The sequence below is a fragment of the Rhodococcus sp. 06-1474-1B genome, from assembly GCF_002258885.1.
GTDB classification, from domain to species: Bacteria; Actinomycetota; Actinomycetes; order Mycobacteriales; family Mycobacteriaceae; genus Rhodococcoides; species Rhodococcoides fascians.
The window spans coordinates 18,854-38,466 of record NZ_NOYR01000023.1 but is presented as its reverse complement, the minus strand read 5'-3'; the positions used below and the strand labels follow the sequence as shown (position 1 = coordinate 38,466).

The window sequence follows — 19,613 nt, the reverse complement described above, 5'->3', positions numbered from 1 at the left end:
ACCGCGTGCGGGCATCGAGGTTACGCTACCGTAGGTTGAGTCTCCTGGTCACCTCTGCAGGCAGCCCAACCGTGGATATCGCCAGGTCGTGGCCGAGAGCAGGATCACAGCAGATCGAGCAGAAACGGTAGTTCCTGGGGGGCGTACCACGCCAGCGTGTGGTCTTCGGCATCACCGAGAACGAATTCTGCATCGGCGTCGCCCATGTCCGCTGCGTCCACGGCGGAGACAGCCTTGGCAACTGCTTCCTCGGCCCCTTCCAGATCGACGTGCACCGACGCGACCTGATCCATTCGCAGCGGTTCCTTCAGCCGAACGACAGCGTCGTCGAGATCGGGACGCAGGGTGGGATCGTCGACGTCTGCGGCAATCACCGCCCGTCGGTAGACCACGCCGTCGGCCACCGTCCCCGTGTCCGCCTCGTCATCGACGGCCGCGGCGATCAGGCGCAGCGAGGCACGCGCGGCCTCCCCCATCGCGACCTCGGACAACTCCTCGTCGTCGCCCGACGAGTACGCCTCACGCAAGGTGGGCGTCACCGCGAATGCGGTGCGCGAGACCGGACTGAACTCGCCCTCGGCTGCGAGCACTTTCAAGAATTCCAGCGTCGCCGGAACGTAGACACGCATTGCAGAAGACCTCACACTCTCGATTCGTTGCTGGCGTCGACCAACTCTTCCAGCGCCTCGTGCAGTAGCGCTGTCACCACATCCACATCGGGCATCGCTCCGCGGTCGGCGTTGAGCCCGAAGAACACGAAACCGTCGTACGACGTCAGCCCGATACTCAACGCCTGATTCTCGAACAGCGGCGACACCGGGTACATCTCGAGCATCCGGGCACCACCGACGTACAGCGGAAACTGCGGGCCCGGCGCGTTCGTGACGATCAGGTTGAACACTCGTTGCGAGAGTCGGCTACCCGCCCGCGCACCCATGGCATGCAGGCTCGCCGGAGCGAACCCACTGATCCGCATCAGCGTCTGAGCCGTCACACCGCGGCTCTGATGAGAATGGGCCTCGGTCGCGTGCGCGATGTGAGACAGCCGAACGACGGCGTTCGACTCCCCCACCGGAAGGTCGACGAGGAACGAGGACACCTCGCTGCGATCGTCCTCGGCCGGCTCACCGGACATGTCGCTGCCCTCACCGAAGCCGACGCGATCGGACGAGACGTACACCGACATCGGCACCATGGCCCGCACCGTGGACGATGCCGTGACGGGTTCGCCGCGCGAGAGCAGCCAATTTCGCAGCGCGCCGGTGACGACTGCGAGCACGACGTCGTTGATCGAGCAGTCGAATCTGTCGTGGATCCTGCGGTAATCCGCCAGCTCGGTCTTGGCCACGGCGAACCGACGATTTCGCGAGATCGGCGCGTTCAGTGGGCTGGACGGGGCGCTCTGTGTCGCGGTACGCAGCACGGCCGCGACCTTGCCCGCGGCGCGCAATGCGTCGCCCGCGAGACCGGCAACCCCGTTGACCGCGCCGCGCAACGTCTCGATGCTCTCGCCCGGACGCACCACCAGTTCGGTGAGCGCGTCGAGCACCAACACCGAGTCCTTGGGCTCACGAGCGGGCATCCACAGCTCCTCGGCCATCGGCGCGGGGTTCTTGTTCGCATCCAGAATGACCTGACCGATGTCGAGCGCATTCTCGCCGTCGACGAGGGCCGAATGAGACTTGGTGAAGATGGCGAAACGATTCTTCGCGAGTCCCTCGACCAGGTACATCTCCCACAACGGTCGGGTGCGATCGAGCGGCCGTGAGGTCAGTCGAGCGATCAGGTCGTGCAACTGATCGTCCGTCCCCGGCTTGGGTAGTGCCGAACGACGGATGTGATAGGTGATGTCGAAATCCGCGTCGTCCACCCAGACCGGCCGCGCCAAACCGAACGCGACTTCGCGGACCTTCTGCCGGTAGCGCGGAACCAGCATCAGTCGCTGTTCGACCAACGACAGCAGTCGGTCGTAACTGAAACCGCTCCGCGGGGTCCGAAAGACGGCGAGCGAGCCGAGGTGCATGGGACTGCTGCCGGCCTCGAGAAAGTAGAACGACGCATCCTGCGCCGTCAGTCTGGTCGCCATCGCGTGTCTCGGTCCCCGTCCTCGCACGTGGTGCGCCCCGATCGATACCGCCTGTTGCGCGGTGTGCTCGAACTCAGAGTACGTGGGTTCGCGACGTGAGTCCCAGTGCCGGGTGGGCACCGACGTGTCGTCGATCTCGGGAACCGAAATTCGATCGCGACCGTCAATGTCGGTGTGAGCGTCATCGAATCCAACGATCCGCCGGACACCGGGGACGACAGCCCGATACCGTCGCCGGCGGACTCTCGGCTGCGCGCCGAGCACCATTGCTTTCTGTCGCGGCCGACCCAGTTCGAGCCGCCACTCTCGGCAGGCGCGGTGCACACCTGGGGCCGGGGTGAGAGCTCGCACAGGCCACCGGAACGCCATCCGGCTTCGGTACGCAGCCCCCGCCGCCGGACCGAGGCACCCCATCGACCGATCGTGCAAGTCGTGCCCGCCGATGCGCGGGCGAGCGCCGAACGCGCCATGCGGTTGCTCATCGAGGTGATCGACCGCAGGCGCAGTGCCGAGCAACTGTCCTCGTTGTTCACTGCGCCCGTGATCGACCTGATTCGCACCATCGTCCGCACGCCCCCACCGGGACGGCGACTCGGATTCGCCGCGGTGCGTCGCGTGCACGTCGCTTATAGATCGGACACGTCGGCCGAGATATTCGGCTCGTACACCCGCGGCCCACGCACCTTCGCCTTCGCGGGCCGAATCGAGCAGGCGGTCGACCCGCGGCGGCCAGGATGGACGGTCACCTCGTTGCGAGTGGGTTGAGAACACGGGTCGCCCGGCGAGGTCACGCCGGATCGACGCGGCCGACTACTTCTTGCGCTTGGAGCGCGCCGACTTCTTCGGTGCTTTGTTCTGCGCTCGCGCTGCTTCGCGACGCTCGCGTCGGGTTCCCTCGGCCGCCGACTCCGCGCTCGCTGCAGCATCCGATCGCTGCACAGCCGTACCGCCCCCCTCGGCCGGGCCGGAGAACGTCAATCTCTGTTCGTCCCGCTCGTCGAGTCCTTTGGCACGCAGAGCTGTGGGAGCTGCCTGAGCTGGAGCGGCCGGGGCCGGGGCCGCCTTGGCCGCAGGCCGATCGCCCGTGGCCGCAGGTGCCGACGTTGCCGCAGGTGCCGGGCGACCGGATCCGACGGGTGAGGCCAACCCGGGGGCAACCGCGAGACCTGCGGACGCGGCCGGACCTGCCGGGGCAGGGGTCGCCTCGACCTGGAGGTTGAACAGGAAGCCCACCGACTCCTCTTTGAGGCCGTCGAGCATGCCCTGGAACATGTCGTAGCCCTCCCGCTGGTACTCGACCAGTGGATCTCGCTGGGCCATCGCACGCAGTCCGATGCCCTCCTTGAGGTAGTCCATCTCGTAGAGATGCTCGCGCCACTTGCGATCGAGGACGGACAGCAGAACCCGACGTTCGAGCTCCCGCATTCCGTTCTCGCCTGCGATGCCGTCGATCTCGGCCTCGCGAGCGGCGTAGGCCGAGCGGGCGTCCTCGAGCAGCGCCTCGCGCAGCTCATCGCGGCTCAGGTCACCCTTTTCGCCGTCCTCGTTCTCACCCGAGAGAACCTTGTGGTCGATACCGACCGGATACAGAGTCTTCAGCGCCGTCCACAACTGCTCCAGATCCCAGTCCTCGACGTAGCCCTCGCTCGTCGCACCATCGACGTAGGCGGTGATCACGTCGGTGATCATGCCCTCGACCTGGCCCTCCATGTCGGCACCTTCGAGGATGCGCCTGCGCTCCTCGTAGATGACGGTGCGCTGCTGGTTCATCACCTCGTCGTACTTGAGGACGTTCTTGCGGATCTCGAAGTTCTGCTGCTCGACCTGGGTCTGGGCACTCTTGATGGCCTTGGACACCATCTTGGCCTCGATCGGGACGTCGTCGGGCAAGTTGAGCCGAGTCATGATCGATTCGAGTGCGCCGCCGTTGAATCGACGCATCAACTCGTCGCCGAGCGAGAGGTAGAACCGCGATTCGCCCGGATCACCCTGACGACCGGAGCGCCCTCTGAGCTGGTTGTCGATACGGCGTGAGTCGTGGCGCTCGGTTCCGAGAACGTACAGGCCACCGGCTTCGCGCACGGTGTCCGCGTCGGCCTTGACCTGTGCCTTGACCTCTTCCAGAGCAGGCTCCCAGGCGGCCTCGTACTCCTCGGGAGTCTCCACCGGGTCCAAGCCCTGCTTACGCAGCTTCAGGTCGGCGAGGATGTCCGGGTTGCCGCCGAGCACGACGTCGGTGCCACGGCCGGCCATGTTGGTCGCGACGGTCACCGCGCCCTGTCGCCCGGCCTCGGCGATGATCGTCGCTTCCTGCTCGTGGAACTTCGCATTGAGCACGTTGTGCGCGACGCCGCGCTTGGTGAACTGCTTGGACAGATACTCCGACCGTTCCACGCTCGTGGTGCCGATGAGAACCGGCTGGCCCTTCTCGTGCCGCTCGACGACATCGTCGACCACCGCGTCGAACTTGGCTTCTTCCGTCTTGTAGATCAGGTCGCCGTTGTCTACTCGGACCATCGGGCGGTTCGTCGGGATCGGAATGACGCCCAATCCGTAGATCTGATGCAGCTCGGCGGCCTCGGTCTCGGCCGTGCCGGTCATGCCGGAGAGCTTGTCGTACAGGCGGAAGTAGTTCTGCAGCGTGATCGTGGCGAGGGTCTGGTTCTCGGCCTTGATCTCCACCTTCTCCTTGGCCTCGATCGCCTGGTGCATGCCCTCGTTGTAGCGGCGTCCCACCAGGATGCGACCGGTGAACTCGTCGACGATGATGACCTCGCCGTCGCGGACGATGTAGTCCTTGTCCTTGGTGTAGAGCTCTTTGGCCTTGATGGCGTTGTTCAGGTAGTTCACCAGAGGCGAGTTGGCCGCCTCGTACAGGTTGTCGATACCGAGCTGATCCTCGACCAGCTCGACGCCGGCCTCGTGCACACCGATGGTGCGCTTGCGGATGTCGACCTCGTAGTGGGTGTCGACCTTCAGCATGGGGGCGATCCGGGCGAACTCGCCGTACCACTTGCTCGACGCGTCGGCGGGGCCCGAGATGATCAGTGGGGTTCGCGCCTCGTCGATGAGGATCGAGTCGACCTCGTCGACCACGGCGAAGTTGTGTCCGCGCTGCACCAGATCGTCGAGCGAGTGCGTCATGTTGTCGCGTAGGTAGTCGAACCCGAACTCGTTGTTGGTGCCGTAGGTGATGTCGGCGGCATACGCTGCACGGCGTTCGACCGGCGTCATCCCGGACAGGATCACGTCCACCGACAGACCCAGGAAGCGGTGCACACGGCCCATCCACTCCGAGTCACGCTTGGCGAGGTAATCGTTGACCGTCACCACGTGCACACCGTCGCCGGAGATGGCGTTGAGATAAGCAGGCAGAACACACGTCAGGGTCTTGCCCTCGCCGGTCTTCATCTCGGCGATGTTGCCGAAGTGCAGGGCAGCTCCGCCCATCACCTGCACGTCGAAGTGCCGCTGGGACAGCACCCGCCACGATGCCTCACGGGCGACCGCGAATGCCTCGGGCAGCAACTGATCCAAGGTCTCCCCGGACGAGTACCTCTCCTTGAACTCGGCGGTCTTACCCCGCAGTTCGTCGTCGGAGAGACTCTCGACGTCCGAAGACAGGGTCGAGACGTGGTCAGCGATGTTCTTGAGCCGCTTGACCATGCGACCTTCACCAACACGGAGCAGCTTGGAAAACGACAGCGACGGCACGGGTTTTCTCGTCCTCGATCCTCGGTTCACGGGTACTGACACGAACAAATCTGTTACTCGACGCGTTACTGCTACCTGCACGAGCGCACGGGTTCGTCACCGTGACGTCCGCGCGGCAGTAACCCGAACGCGTCCATGGTAGGCGGTCTCGCTGTGGGTACGGCAGTCCCACTGTCGGTCCCCGAACGACACGACGCCGGCATTCGGACAACCCCGACACAGCACTGCAGGCTCGACGTGGGGATCGTGTCTTCCGGCGTCGAGCCTGCAGTGGTCGGATATTTCACGGACGGCGAACGACCCGTTCGCCGTCACGCTCGGTCAGGTGAGCCTGATCAGGCCGTAGTCGAAGGCATGCCGTCGGTACACCACGGAAGGCCGGTCGGTGGCGCTGTCGTGAAACAGGAAGAAGTCGTGGCCGACCAGTTCCATCTCGTACAGCGCATCGTCGACGCTCATCGGTGCCGCCGAGTGAACCTTCGTGCGAACGATGTGCCCGGGGCCGGTCTGATCGTCCTCGAACGAATCCAGCTTGGTCTCGGGATCGAGCGCAAGTGTGTCGTCTTCGGCGAGTTCAGCGGTGGCCTCGGCGACGGATACGGGTCTCTTCTCGCCGTAGTGGACCTTGCGCCGATCCTTGGTACGCCTGAGTCTGCTTTCGAGTTTCGAGGTCACTGCTTCGAGTGCGGCATAGAAACTGTCTGCGCACGCTTCGGCACGAACGACCGGGCCTTTGCCCTTCGCGGTGATCTCCACGCGTTGACATGCTTTGGCCTGACGGCGATTTCGTTCGTGCTGCAGTTCGACATCGAACAAGTAGATGGAGGGGTCGAAGCGCTCGAGGCGAGCCAGTTTCTCGGACACGTATATCCGAAAATGGTCCGGTATCTCGACGTTGCGGCCCTTGACCACAACGTCGGCATTGCTCTTGGCGGGTTCTTCCGAAGGCTTCTCGTCGAAGAAAACCGAGGCTTGTGAAGGGGTCGTCACGTGTACCTCCCGATATCGGCCACGCCCACTGTTGGACGTGGCAGGTGTGCATGCCGAATGGGGAACCTTCCGGCATCTCGAGTCCGGGGCATCACCTCACGTCCGTGTTTCTACGGGTCGTTCTACCGGTCCGCTCCGTCGTGATGGAGCGTGTCCGCGACGTTAGTCGGTCATCGACGCGTGTGCCACCGTTCACCCCGAATTGGTTGTCGGCGTGTCTCGTCGACTCGCGTTCACGCGCTGGCCACCACGATCGCACCGGCCAACGAGATCCCGAAATCGGTAAGCACTCTTGCACATTCGGCCAGGGTCGCCCCGGTGGTCACCACGTCGTCGACGAGAAGAACGGTCAGTTCGTCGGTTCGCGGCCGCGGCCGGCCGATAGCCGGGCGCGACTGTCCGACCAACTCGATCCGGCCCGCCACGTTGTGCTGACGCTGACCTGCCGAGAGCCCGACCGAATCCCGCACTCCCCCGGCCATCTTCAGCAGCTGGGGAACCGATACTCGCTCCGGTGCCAACTCGGTCGCTGCGTTCCTCGCACACCGCAGCACCGGACCGCCCCCTCGGGCTCGCGCTGCGCGCGCCCGGGATGGAGCGCACACCAGAACGAGGGCACTCAGCTCCGGTGGATCGATCTCGCCTGCAGCACGCAGTTGGTGCACCGCACCGGCCAGCGCCCGCCCGAACGGCACGGACACGGCCCGTCGGCCCCGTTCCTTCAGTGCGATCACCCCGTTGCGCCGAGGGCCGGTGTACGTGCCCAGCGCCCAGCAGGGCACCCCCGGATCCACCCGCGGACGCACCCGGACAGGCGGCACCGACAGCGCCTGTTCACAACGGCGACACCACTGCTCCCCCGGCACCCCACACCCGGCACATTCGAGGGGCAGGACGAGGTCGAGAAGCGTTCTCATGACCGTGAAGTGTGCCGGTAGCCACCGACACCCGCCGGACGTCAGCCGGGCAGGATCGGCACGGCCTTCACCCCGGCCAGGCCGGTGACCTCGCGCCAGTACCTGTCGCCGACCGGATCGGCATTGTTGAGTGCGAACACAGCGCGAGCGTCGGCAACGTACTCGGTTTCCGGCGACGCATCGACCGCCAGAACGGGATTGGTGAGATTGCGCGACGGCAGGGCGTCCATCCTCGAGCCGTCGACCGTCACCTGGACCACCGGTGTATCGGTGGCAACCCGCGCGATCACGATGGCCTCCCCGGTGCTCCAGTCCAGGCTGGTGGCGTCACTGCCGAGTCCGATCGCAACCGCGCGCGGGGCCGTCAGCGAATAGACGCCCGACGGATCGCGTACCACGGTGGCCACGTACACCACGCCGTCGACGATGAGTGCGGCCCGAACGCCGTCGCGGGCCAGCCGGAGTTCGGTGATGCGAGTTCCCAGGGTGGTGACCGCGCGGGCATCGACCGGTATCACCGATACCTGACCGGTCGAGGGGTCACGGGCAGCGCGAATGACGTTGGTGCCGTCGATGACCGCCCAGGCGGCGTTGTCATCGGCTCCCCATGTCGGACGCGTGATCGACTGCCCCTCGGCCACCGGGAACGCGCCACCGTCGTAGCTACCGACCATCAATGTGCTCGACGGTGCCGGAGCGGGTCTACCGGTATCCGCGACGCCGGCCACGAGTGTTCCGTCGTTCGACAAGGCCACCGAGCGTAGATTCCGTGCCTGCCCGAAGTACCCGGGGGCGGGTGTGGTCGCGGATTCCTCGACGCGGAGCAGTCGACCGGAGGCCAGTGCGTGCAGACCGACCGATTCGTTGGTGGAGCTCTGTGGATCGAAGGAGTCGACCCCGGCCGTCGTCCACCCGTCCGGCTTGGTCGTGTCGATGGGTTGTCCGTCGGCGAGCAGCACGTAGGGCCCGGCCACCTCTGCCGAGGCCAGAGTCCAGATCACCTGTGCGGCAAGCAATTCTCGGTCGCGGTCACCCTTGTTCTGCAAACCACCGAAGTCGATTCTGATGCCGCCGAGACCGACTCCGACCTGTGTGGTCTGTCCGTCGGCCTTGGTGATGGGCCCCCGGATACTGACGTCGTCGGACAATTCGTTGCTCACCGCTGCGGACAGCGCGGACTTGGGTCCATCGATCAACAGCTGCACGAGCTGGTTTGCGAGCTGATCCTGCGATCCGCTCGTCCACCGAACATCCGGCACCAACACCCCACCGAGCGGATCGACGAAGTAGATGGATCGCTGCTGATAGGTGTCCATGAACGCCGAGCGATCGATGACCACACCCGGTGGCAGCTTCGAGATGCGCCATTGGCCGTCGACGCGCGTCATGTCGATCGCGATGTCGAAGGTGTCCGATCCGGCCTGATATTCCCCGCCGGGAGCCAGGATTCCCGCTGTCGTCGACCGAATCGTGAACTGCGCAGAGTCTGCAGTTCGGGGCCCCGACAGGGTGTCGATCCGATCTGCGACGACGGTACGAGCGCCGTCGTCCCACGTGTTCGACGCGTCCTCGGTCAGGAACTGTCGGGCGGCCTGGTGGCGGTTGGCCGACACTGCGCTGGCCTCGAAGAAGTCGTCGAGCAGCCGGTCGGGCTCACGTCCGGGTTCGGGAGCCGGGGCGCTGGTGGGCGCGGCACCGTCGGTCAACGTGCCGATGGCCTGGGGGCTCGAGGACTCGGGCAGGCTGGCACAACCGGAGACGAGGGCGGCGATCAGGGCGCAGACCGCAACCGAGCGAGACAGCCGACGAGACGAGCGCATCACGTCGACGACTCCGACGCGGCCCGCTGCGCACCGATAGCCGGGATCGGTTGTCCCTGAGCGTATTTCTTGGTGCTCGGCTTCAACGGCAGAGGTGAGCCGATCACCTTGTGACCACGGACCAGTGGCACCGTGAGCCGGAAACATGCGCCTTCGCCGACTGCACCCCACGCCTCGAGCTTACCGTCGTGCAGCCGGGCGTCCTCGACACTGATCGCCAACCCGAGGCCGGTACCGCCGGAGCGCCGGACGCGGGAGGGGTCCGAGCGCCAGAACCGATTGAACACCAGCTTCTCCTCGCCGGGGCGCAGACCGATTCCTTGGTCGCGCACCACGAAGGCTGCCGCGTCGGCATCCGATCTCAGGCGCAGCAGCACCGGCTTGCCTTCCCCGTGATCGAGGGCGTTGGCCAGAAGGTTGCGCAGGATACGTTCGACACGCCGCGGGTCCACCTCGGCGATGACCGCCGTCTCGGGCATGTCGACGATCACCTCGGTGCCGGTTTCGCGGGCGAGATGACGCACCGTGGAGACCGCAGCGCGTGCACACATCCGCAGGTCGAGTTGCTCGGCGGCCAGTTCGGCGACACCGGCGTCGTGGCGGCTGATCTCGAGCAGATCACCGAGCAACGTCTCGAACCGGTCCAGCTCGTTGACCAACAGCTCGGAGGAACGCTTGAGGGCAGGTTCGAGATCGTCACTGGCGTCGTGAATGAGATCCGCGGCCATCCGCACGGTGGTGAGCGGCGTCCGTAGTTCGTGGCTGACGTCGGAGGTGAACCGGCGCTGCAGGTTTCCGAATTCCTCGAGCTGGGTGATCTGTTTGGACAGACTTTCGGCCATCTCGTTGAACGACATCGCCAGCCTCGCCATGTCGTCCTCACCGCGAACCGGCATTCGCTCCTTGAGCCTGCCGTCGGCGAAACGTACTGCGATGCGGGACGCGGATCGAATGGGTAGCACCACCTGCCGCGCGACGAGCATCGCGATCGCCGCGAGGAGTACCAGCAGCACCACGGCCCCGATGAACAGCGTGCCGCGGACCAGGGAGAGCGTCCGGTCTTCGCTGGCGAGCGGGAAGATGAGATACAGCTGCAGCGCCGATATGTCGGAACCGGTGGGCGACCCCATGATGAGCGCCGATCCGGAATATCCGCCGTCACTGTCGGTCACGGTGGCGTACTGCGAGCTGATCAGGCCCTTCTTGACGAAGTCGCGCAAGCTGGCCGGTATCTGGTCGACCGGACCGACCGACGCTTCCGCGCGGGTCGCGTCGCCCTCGACGATCAGAACAGGATCGAAGGATCCCGCCGACCCGGTGGTCGACGCAGCGTCGAGGTCCTGATTGGTCAACGCTGCTCTGGCCCGTTCGAGACGGGTGGACAGGCCACTCGAATCATCGGCACCGGCGAGGTTGCCCTCCACCGTGGTGCGCGAGCGGTCGAGTTCCTCGGTGGCTGCGGACAGCTTCGCTTCGAGCAACCGATCGGTGATCTGGCTGGTCAGAACGACGCCGAGAATCAGGATCACCACGAGCGACAACGTCAGGGTCGAGACGACCACGCGCAGTTGCAGTGACCTTCGCCAGGCATGGCCCAGCGATGTGCTCAGCGACCTGAACCAACGCAGGAGCGGGGAGAACTTGCCGTTGATTCGTCGCCGAGAGTGGGAAAAACCGATCACGGCGGTCCGGCCTTGTACCCGACCCCCCTCACGGTCAACACCACCTCCGGGTTCTCCGGATCCTTCTCGACCTTGGCGCGCAGGCGCTGAACGTGGACGTTGACCAGGCGGGTGTCGGCGGCGTGCCGGTAGCCCCACACCTGTTCGAGCAGAACCTCACGGGTGAACACCTGACGGGGCTTGCGGGCCAAGGCGACAAGCAGATCGAATTCGAGCGGAGTGAGCGAGACCAGCTCGTCGCCGCGGCTGACCTTGTGGGCGGGGACGTCGATGACGATGTCGGCGATCGACAACAGTTCGGCCGGCTCGTCCTCGGTTCGACGCAGTCGTGCCCGGACGCGTGCCACCAGCTCCTTCGGCTTGAAGGGCTTCATGATGTAGTCGTCGGCCCCGGATTCGAGACCGAGCACCACATCGACGGTGTCGGTCTTGGCCGTCAGCATGACGATCGGGACGCCCGAGTCGGCTCGCAGCACGCGACAGACGTCGATGCCGTTCATTCCGGGAAGCATCAGGTCGAGCAACACCAGATCGGGTCGATTCTCGCGGACGGCCGCCAGCGCTTGGGTGCCGTCTCCGACGACGAACGGCTCGAATCCCTCACCGCGCAACACGATGGTGAGCATCTCCGCCAGAGCCGAATCGTCGTCCACAACCAGAATCCGAGGCTTCATGGCTCTATCGTGTCACTTTCGGCTCGGCGGATGGCTGATTGAACATGTCGGCGGCGAGTCGATCGGGGTCGACGTCGGCGCGCACGACTCGCCAGGACGACGCCCAGTTCGTTTCTGCGAGACGGCCGTAGACGGCCGAGGTTCGGGTCTGCAGCGAGCCGTCGCGTTCGTAGGCATCCCGGGTGCGCGCGGCGTCCGCACTCTCACGCGCGGCGGCGCGCTCCGCAGCGAGAGCCACCGGTACGTCCAGCAACACCTGCACGTCCGGAACGGGCACACCGAACCGCTCGAATTCGAGTGACCGGATCCACTCGACGGCCGCTCCGTCGACGGACTGCTCCAACCGCGCCGCGGTGTAGGCGGCGTTGGACGCCACGTACCGGTCCAGCAACACGATATCGTTGCGGGACAACAAGTTTCGGATCTCGTCGGCCGCATCCTTGCGGTCGAGTGCGAACAGCAGCGCCATGGCGTGCACGCTGCCCGCGGTGTCTCCGTGTTCCCCCTGCAGCGCCTCGGCCGCCAGATCGGCATGAATCGACCTGCCGTACCGGGGAAACCCGACCCGGACGACGGCCAGGCCGTCGTGTTCCCACGCCGAGACGAGCCGACGGGCGAGCGTGTTCTTGCCCGCTCCGTCGACTCCCTCGATGACGAAGAGCTTTCCCAACGACCGAACTCTCTCGGTCAGTAGCGGTAGTGCTCGGGCTTGTACGGGCCCTCGACGTCGACGCCGATGTACTCGGCCTGCTCCTTGGTGAGCTTGGTGATCGAGCCGCCCAGCGCTTCGACGTGGATGCGAGCAACCTTCTCGTCGAGGTGCTTGGGCAACCGGTAGACCTCGTTGTCGTACTCACTCGGCTTGGTCCACAGTTCGATCTGCGCGATGACCTGGTTGGAGAAGCTGTTGCTCATGACGAACGACGGGTGACCGGTGGCGTTGCCGAGGTTCAGCAAACGGCCCTCGGACAGCACGATGATCGAGTGCCCGTCCTTGAACTGGAACTCGTCGACCTGCGGCTTGATGTTGATCCGCGTGACGTCGGCAGCCTTCTCCAGGCCGGCCATGTCGATCTCGTTGTCGAAGTGGCCGATGTTGCCCAGGATCGCCTGGTGCTTCATCTTGCGCATGTGCTCGAACGTGATGATCTTGAGGTTGCCCGTCGAGGTGATCACGATGTCGGCCTGCTCGATGAACTCGTCGACCGTGCGCACGTCGAAGCCGTCCATCAGTGCCTGCAGGGCGTTGATGGGATCTGCTTCGGTGACCGTCACGCGAGCGCCCTGGCCCTTGAGTGCCTCGGCGCAGCCCTTGCCCACGTCTCCGTAGCCACAGACCAGCACGGCCTTGCCGCCGATGAGAACGTCGGTGCCACGGTTGATGCCGTCGATCAGCGAATGGCGAGTGCCGTACTTGTTGTCGAACTTGCTCTTGGTGACCGAGTCGTTGACGTTGATGGCCGGGAACGACAGCTCGCCGGCAGCAGCGAACTGGTACAACCGCAGCACACCGGTCGTGGTCTCCTCGGTGACACCCTGCACGGATGCGGCAATCTCGGTCCACTTGGTCGTCGACGCCTCGAGGGAGCGACGCAGCAGGCCGAGGAACACCTTGTACTCGTCGGAATCCTGGTCGTCGTCGGTCGGCGGAACGACGCCTGCCTTCTCGAACTGAGCGCCGCGCAGCACCAGCATCGTCGCGTCACCGCCGTCGTCGAGAATCATGTTGGCAGGCTGCTCGGGCCAGGTGAGCATCTGCTCGGCGGCCCACCAGTACTCCTCGAGGGTCTCACCCTTCCAGGCGAACACCGGAACGCCCTTGGGCTCTTCGACGGTGCCGTACGGGCCGACGACGACGGCCGCGGCAGCGTGATCCTGGGTGGAGAAGATGTTGCACGAGGCCCAACGCACCTCGGCACCGAGTGCCACCAGCGTCTCGATCAACACGGCGGTCTGCACAGTCATGTGCAGCGATCCGGATACTCGTGCGCCCTTGAGCGGCTGAACGTCGGCGTACTCGCGACGAAGCGCGATCAGGCCGGGCATCTCGTGCTCTGCCAGCCGTATTTCCTTGCGGCCGAATTCTGCGAGTGACAGGTCTGCGACCTTGAAGTCGATTCCACCGCGGTGTTCCACGGTGAGTGCCGATCCTGACGTAGCTGAGGTCGTCATCTTGCCTCTCCTGTTGACTTGAATGTCTTCGTCCAGGCTATCGGGTCGCGGCGCGCGGCGACCGTCTGCCCGGCGAATCGGTCCGATGCCCTTCAGACGGCTCGTCGAGTGGTCCCGCGGTCACCCGTGTTGCTGGGCTCGCGCCAGAATCCGATCGCGCTTTCGGGGCAGAATGTTGGCCCGGACGAGATCACCGTCGTAGTGGTCGAGCACCCGCGGGTCCATCACCCGACGCCACAGCGGCGGTACCGCTGCCAGTAGAACCATCGTCGCGTACCCGGCGGGCAATTGCGGGGCCTCGTCGCACGAGAGCAGAGTCTGGTATCGCTTCCCCGGATTGGCATGATGATCGCTGTGTCGCTGCAGGTGGTAGAGAAAGATGTTGGTGCACAGCCGGTCGCTGTTCCAACTGTGCCGCGGTGCGCATCGCACGTATCTGCCTCGCTCGTTCGTCTCGCGCAGCAGTGCGTAGTGCTCCACGTAGTTCACCATCTCAAGGAGCACGAATCCCACGACGGCTTGTATCAGCAGATACGGCGCGATCGCCCAGCCGAAGACGACCATCAGCGTGACGAAGAGAACGGCGCTGAGCAGCCACGTGTGCAACAGGGCGTTCGACGGGTGAAACACGGAGTGGCCTTTGCGGCGCAGCCGCCGAGCCTCGAGCTTCCAGGCCGAGGCCAGCCCGAGAACAGCGCTGCGCGGCACGAACGTCCACACGCTCTCTCCCAACCGGGCACTGGCCGGATCCTCCGGAGTGGCCACCCGCACGTGATGGCCGCGGTTGTGCTCGACGAAGAAGTGTCCGTACAGGGTTTGCGACAAGGCCACCTTCGCCAACCAGCGTTCGTGCTGCTCGACGCGGTGGCCCAGCTCGTGGGCGGCGTTGATTCCGGTTCCCGCGACCAGGCCCACCGTCACCGCGAGCCCGACCTTGTCCACCACGCTCAGGCCCCCGTACGCCCACATCCAGCAGGCGACGATCAGACCGATGAATTGGATGGGCAGGAACAGATAGGTGCACCAGCGGTAATAGCGGTCGTTCTGCAGCTTGTCGGCCGCAGACGCGTCCGGGTTGTGACCGTCCTCGCCCGCGAGCAGATCGATGATCGGAATGATCACGAAGAACACCAGGACGCCGCTCCACCAGAACACCGGCATGCCGGTCCAGTACACCAATTGGGACGGCAACAGTGCCGATGCCGGTGCCAGCAGACCCAGCATCCACAGGTAGCGCTTGTTGTCCCACCGCCGAACCGCAGGTGCAGCCCCGGCCGAATTCCGCTCCCCGAAAGCGACACCCGAATCGTCCGATGGGGTGATTCGGCCGTCCACGCGCACAGTTGCCACACCCTCTCACCGAATGTTTGCGGTCCTATCAGTTTGTTTTCGAGGGTATAACATGCCGGGCGTTCGGACCGAGGGGTGTGACGGATACCCCGGACACGTCGGATCCAAGAAACCGGCCCCGCCCGCACGATCGACGGTCGGGGCCGGCCTCGCAAGACGACTCGGCCGCGTCTCACTCGGGTCGCGACTCGACTTTCTTCGCCTCGCGCAGACCCATCACCGAATGACGGCGACCGTACAGCACGTAGATGACGACACCCGCTGCCATCCACACCAGGAACCGCAACCACGTCTCGACCGACAGGTTGAGCATCAGCCACAGGCATGCGGCCACTGCCAGGATCGGAACCAGCGGAACCCAGGGCACGCGGAACCCGCGCTCGAGATCGGGACGCGTCTTGCGGAGGACGAGCACACCGGCCGACACCAGAACGAAGGCGAACAGCGTGCCGATGTTGACCATCTCCTCGAGCGTGCCGAGAGGGACGAACGCGGCGAGCAGTCCGACCACCACACCGACCAGGATCGTCGTCCGAACCGGCGTGCCCTTCTTTCCGGTGTGGGCCAGACCGCGCGGCACCAGGCCGTCTCGCGACATGGCGAACAGGACGCGGGTCTGCCCCAGCATGAGAACCATGACCACCGTCGTCAGACCGGCCAGTGCGCCGAACGAAATGATGTTCTTGGCCCACGTCAGCCCGTTCAGCTCGAAAGCCGTTGCCAGCGTGGCACTGTCGCCGGCCAGATCCGTGTACTTGACCATCCCGGTCAGCACCAGGGTCACCGCCACGTAGAGCACGGTCACGATGGCCAAGGATCCGAGGATGCCGCGCGGCAATGCCTTCTGCGGCTGCTTCGTCTCCTCGGCCGTGGTCGCGACCACGTCGAAGCCGATGAACGCGAAGAACACCAGCGACGCCGCCGCCAGCAGTCCGTACCAACCGAAGGTGCTACCGCCCGCACCCGTGACGAAGGAGAACAGGGACTGATGAAGCCCCTCACCCGTGGACGCGGGCTCGGACGGCGGAATGTACGGGTCGTAGTTGGCGACCTTGATGTAGAACGCACCGAGCACGACGACGAACAGCACCACGATCACCTTGATGGCTGTGATCACCAACGACACGCGAGAGGACAACTTGGTTCCCGAGGCGATGAGAACCGTCAACACCACCACGATGAGCAGTGCGCCCCAGTCGAAATTCAGCGAACCGATCTGCAGTACCGGGGCCGACGTGCCGAGCAGGTCTCCCAGATAGAGCGACCAGGCCTTCGCCACCACCGCCGCGGCGAGTCCGAATTCGAGGATCAGATCCCAGCCGATGATCCAGGCGATGAACTCACCGAATGCGGCGTAGGAGAACGTGTAGGCACTACCGGCGACCGGAACCGTGGAGGCGAACTCGGCGTAACAGAGGGCAGCGAGCCCGCAGGCGATGGCCGCCAACACGAACGCCACCGAAACAGCCGGTCCGGCAACGTTTCCGGCAGTCCTCGCCGTCAGCGTGAAAATGCCGGCTCCGACCGCCACCGCGACACCGAACACGGTCAGGTCCCACGAACCGAGCTCCTTGCGCAACTTGGTGTCCGGTTCGTCGGTGTCCTTGATCGATTGTTCGATCGACTTGGTCCGGAACCACCCCGTCGTACGCGGGGCCTTCCTGGGCCGGTCTGCCTTGGTCATCGGACCTCCGTATCGCCACGTCGCTTCTGCAGACGGCCGATCCGATCGGACCCAGCCGTCCCAGAATTCACTGTGACATCACCCTATTGGTAGCGGGCACCCGTGTCGGACACTTCGGCCACTCGACTTGCCGCGCCTTACGACTGCAATGATCCGACCGCCGCCACGAACACTTCGGCACCGTCGGAGTCGGCGGTGACGGTGACCGATCGGTCGGCAGCCGGAATCCACGCCGAACTACCCTGGGGCACGGTGAGCCCCGCGTGTGTGTCACCGGTCGTTGCCAGCACCGAACCGCTGGTGCACAACAGAATTCGCGGACCGGTTCCAGGGATCTCGACGGTCTCCCCCGGACCGACCGCCGTCCGGCTGAGGACGAATTCCGGGGCCGGCGTCGGGTATCGGTAGGTGGGCCGATCGTTCTCACTCGGCGTGATCGGAGAGATGTCGGCGGGCTCGAAGTCCAGCACGCGCAACAACTCCGGCACGTCGACATGCTTGGGCGTCAACCCTCCACGCAGAACGTTGTCGGAGTTGGCCATGATCTCCACACCGGTTCCGCGCAGGTACGCATGGAGATTGCCCGCATCCAGGTACAGGCCCTGGCCGGGAGTCAGGGTGACCCGATTGAGCAGTAAGGCCGCCAATACCCCGGCATCACCGGGATACGACTCCCCCAGCTCGAGCAACGTCCGTGCCTCGGCGGCGAATCGACCGCCGTCGGCGCGGGCAGGCCCCGACAGATAATCGATGCAGCCCTGGGCGACCGCAGGCAACAGGTCGTCCAGGGACTGCCCGGGCAACGTGATCCACGAGGTGAACACCGTCCGGAGGCCCGACGCGTCGGGCTGAGCGGCGAGCAACGTGCGATACCCCGCGAGGGACGGCACGGCCAACGCATCGAGAAACTCGACCGTCTCGGCCGGTTGCCGAAACCCTGCCAGTGCTTCGAATTCGGTGAGTGCCACGATCAGCTCGGGCTTGTGATTGGCGTCCCGGTAATTGCGCACCGGGGAATCGATCGCAACACCTGCGGCATTCTCCCGCGCGAAACCCTCGCGCGCCTGCGCGCTGCTCGGATGTGCCTGCAACGACAGAGGTTCTTCTGCGGCAAGCAATTTCAGCAAGTACGGCAGCCGCGACGAGAAGTCCTGAGCAGAGCCGCCCAACTGTGTTTCCGGATCCCCGTCGATGAGGGTGAGCAACGGCGTGCTGCCACCCTCGTGAACCACGTGCGCAGAATCGGCCGGGTGTGCACCCAGCCAGATCTCCGCCTCGGGATGATCGGACGGTACCGGCCTACCCTGGATACGAGCCAGAGCAGTGCGCGAACCCCAAGCGTAGGACCGGACTGCGCCTCGCAGGAGTTGCACTAGCTACCGCCCATCAACGACAAGTACGCGGCAGTGGTGTCCAACCGCGTTGCCAACACCGACATCGTGTCGAGCATCGAGAGTGTAACCGGATCGGGCGACGCCGCGCGGGTCTCGAAACCCGAACTCACGAACTCCCCGCCGGACGTCGCCTCACCGGACTCGGTCAGTACCAGTTCGGAATTCGGAACACCGGCAATGCGTCGTTCGGTCAGCGCGCGATCGGATTCGGACGCCAGGACGAATACCCGCATCGGCTGTTCGGGAGCCGGTCCGTCGAGCTCCTCGTCGTGGAAGATCGAGTCGAAGGTGCCGACCGGCCCCGATGACTCGACCATGGACGCACGGATGGACGCAGCAATGACATCGCCGAGCTCACCCGCAGCCACGATCAGACCGGCCACCCGCAGCAACACCTCGCTACCGTGCCGCGCCACCTCGACGGCAGCCGGCCCGGCACCGCTCAGCACCACACGTTTGCCGCTGAACCCACTGGCAAGCGCTTTGGCAGGGTTGTGGAACACCTCGTTGGACGGGCTGTTGCGCACAGCCTCGGCATCGAGCAGATCTGCGAGCCGAGAAAGGTTGGGCAGCAGCGCCTTCCACGAACCACCGGCAACCGCGCCGAGGACGGCCACGAACGCCGCAAGGTAGCGCATCAGCGCATTGTGGTCACGCACCGCTATGCGCGGCGGCAACCACATGACCCTGGCACCGCGCACGGCACGCAAGGGACCCTCTTCCGGTGCCACGACGACGACCTCCGCGCCGCGCCGTGCTGCCGCGTCGACCGATCCGGCCAGACGAGGATCGCCTGCATCGTCGCCGGCCACCACGACGACATCCAGTGGCCCGATCCACGGCGGAGTTCCGGTACTACGAACCAGGGGAACGCCCAAATGGTTTCCGAGAGCAGCGACAAGCAGAGACGCCGCACGACTGCTGCGGCCGTCGCCGGTCACGATCACCACGCTGCGAGGTCGCAGGTCGGCCAGGCGCGCCAGCACCGACTCTTCGACCGCAGTGGCGACGGCGCGTACTTGAGCACCCGCGAGCGCGGCGCTGCGGAGCGCGCCCTCCCGATCGGCGGCCACGATCGCGCCGGCGTCGTCGAGATCGACCAGAGACGTCACTGCCCTCATGACCTCGGC

General features: G+C 65.3%; 15 protein-coding genes. 1 reads left to right on the top strand and 14 read right to left on the bottom strand.

Features of this window, described 5'->3' with window-relative positions:
* Nucleotides 1-104 precede the first annotated feature (104 nt).
* Both CH266_RS10385 and CH266_RS10380 read right to left on the bottom strand, forming a co-directional pair.
* Complete coding sequence (locus CH266_RS10385; protein ID WP_032366300.1) at nucleotides 105-629, bottom strand: DUF6912 family protein; 525 nt, start codon at nucleotides 627-629, stop codon at nucleotides 105-107.
* An 11-nt stretch (nucleotides 630-640) separates the two neighbouring features.
* Entirely contained in the window at nucleotides 641-2,086 is a 1,446-nt protein-coding gene (locus CH266_RS10380) for a WS/DGAT/MGAT family O-acyltransferase (protein ID WP_094715260.1), read from the bottom strand.
* A 174-nt stretch (nucleotides 2,087-2,260) separates the two neighbouring features.
* Between CH266_RS10380 and CH266_RS10375 the strand changes: the two genes are divergently transcribed.
* Entirely contained in the window at nucleotides 2,261-2,851 is a 591-nt protein-coding gene (locus CH266_RS10375; protein ID WP_141214518.1) for an Rv3235 family protein, read from the top strand.
* Between the two features lie 45 nt (nucleotides 2,852-2,896).
* Here the strand turns inward: CH266_RS10375 and secA are convergent, their stop codons facing one another.
* The 12 genes from secA to CH266_RS10315 form a co-directional block, all read right to left on the bottom strand.
* Nucleotides 2,897-5,800, bottom strand: coding sequence for a preprotein translocase subunit SecA (secA, locus tag CH266_RS10370; protein ID WP_032383483.1), 2,904 nt, complete (start codon nucleotides 5,798-5,800; stop codon nucleotides 2,897-2,899).
* A 321-nt stretch (nucleotides 5,801-6,121) separates the two neighbouring features.
* On the bottom strand, nucleotides 6,122-6,790 hold the full coding sequence (gene hpf, locus CH266_RS10365; RefSeq protein ID WP_027496511.1) for a ribosome hibernation-promoting factor, HPF/YfiA family: 669 nt from the start codon (nucleotides 6,788-6,790) through the stop codon (nucleotides 6,122-6,124).
* Between the two features lie 233 nt (nucleotides 6,791-7,023).
* Nucleotides 7,024-7,707, bottom strand: a complete 684-nt coding sequence (locus CH266_RS10360; RefSeq protein WP_094715258.1) for a ComF family protein — start codon at nucleotides 7,705-7,707, stop codon at nucleotides 7,024-7,026.
* Between the two features lie 41 nt (nucleotides 7,708-7,748).
* Nucleotides 7,749-9,527 carry an MtrAB system accessory lipoprotein LpqB gene (gene lpqB, locus CH266_RS10355; protein ID WP_032387452.1) on the bottom strand — a complete coding sequence of 593 codons (1,779 nt, stop codon included), beginning with the start codon at nucleotides 9,525-9,527 and terminating at the stop codon, nucleotides 7,749-7,751.
* Entirely contained in the window at nucleotides 9,527-11,209 is a 1,683-nt protein-coding gene (gene mtrB / locus CH266_RS10350; RefSeq protein WP_032366296.1) for an MtrAB system histidine kinase MtrB, read from the bottom strand. Before mtrB ends, lpqB begins: the two co-directional genes overlap by 1 nt.
* Nucleotides 11,206-11,883 (bottom strand): MtrAB system response regulator MtrA, encoded by a 678-nt coding sequence (mtrA, locus tag CH266_RS10345; RefSeq protein WP_027496508.1) that lies wholly within the window; start codon nucleotides 11,881-11,883, stop codon nucleotides 11,206-11,208. The genes mtrB and mtrA overlap by 4 nt, the downstream gene beginning before the upstream one ends.
* A 4-nt stretch (nucleotides 11,884-11,887) precedes the next feature.
* Entirely contained in the window at nucleotides 11,888-12,553 is a 666-nt protein-coding gene (locus CH266_RS10340) for a dTMP kinase (protein ID WP_094715257.1), read from the bottom strand.
* Between the two features lie 17 nt (nucleotides 12,554-12,570).
* Entirely contained in the window at nucleotides 12,571-14,055 is a 1,485-nt protein-coding gene (ahcY, locus tag CH266_RS10335; protein WP_094715256.1) for an adenosylhomocysteinase, read from the bottom strand.
* A gap of 120 nt (nucleotides 14,056-14,175) precedes the next feature.
* The gene (locus tag CH266_RS10330) at nucleotides 14,176-15,279 is read right to left on the bottom strand and encodes an alkane 1-monooxygenase (protein WP_094715490.1); all 1,104 of its coding nucleotides are present in this window, start codon (nucleotides 15,277-15,279) and stop codon (nucleotides 14,176-14,178) included.
* Nucleotides 15,280-15,577: 298 nt separating this feature from the next.
* Nucleotides 15,578-17,089 carry an amino acid permease gene (locus CH266_RS10325; RefSeq protein WP_094715255.1) on the bottom strand — a complete coding sequence of 504 codons (1,512 nt, stop codon included), beginning with the start codon at nucleotides 17,087-17,089 and terminating at the stop codon, nucleotides 15,578-15,580.
* Nucleotides 17,090-17,226: 137 nt separating this feature from the next.
* Nucleotides 17,227-18,462, bottom strand: coding sequence for a mannose-6-phosphate isomerase, class I (gene manA, locus CH266_RS10320; protein WP_080730103.1), 1,236 nt, complete (start codon nucleotides 18,460-18,462; stop codon nucleotides 17,227-17,229).
* Nucleotides 18,462-19,604, bottom strand: a complete 1,143-nt coding sequence (locus tag CH266_RS10315) for a tobH protein (RefSeq protein ID WP_094715254.1) — start codon at nucleotides 19,602-19,604, stop codon at nucleotides 18,462-18,464. Before CH266_RS10315 ends, manA begins: the two co-directional genes overlap by 1 nt.
* Nucleotides 19,605-19,613: the final 9 nt, after the last annotated feature.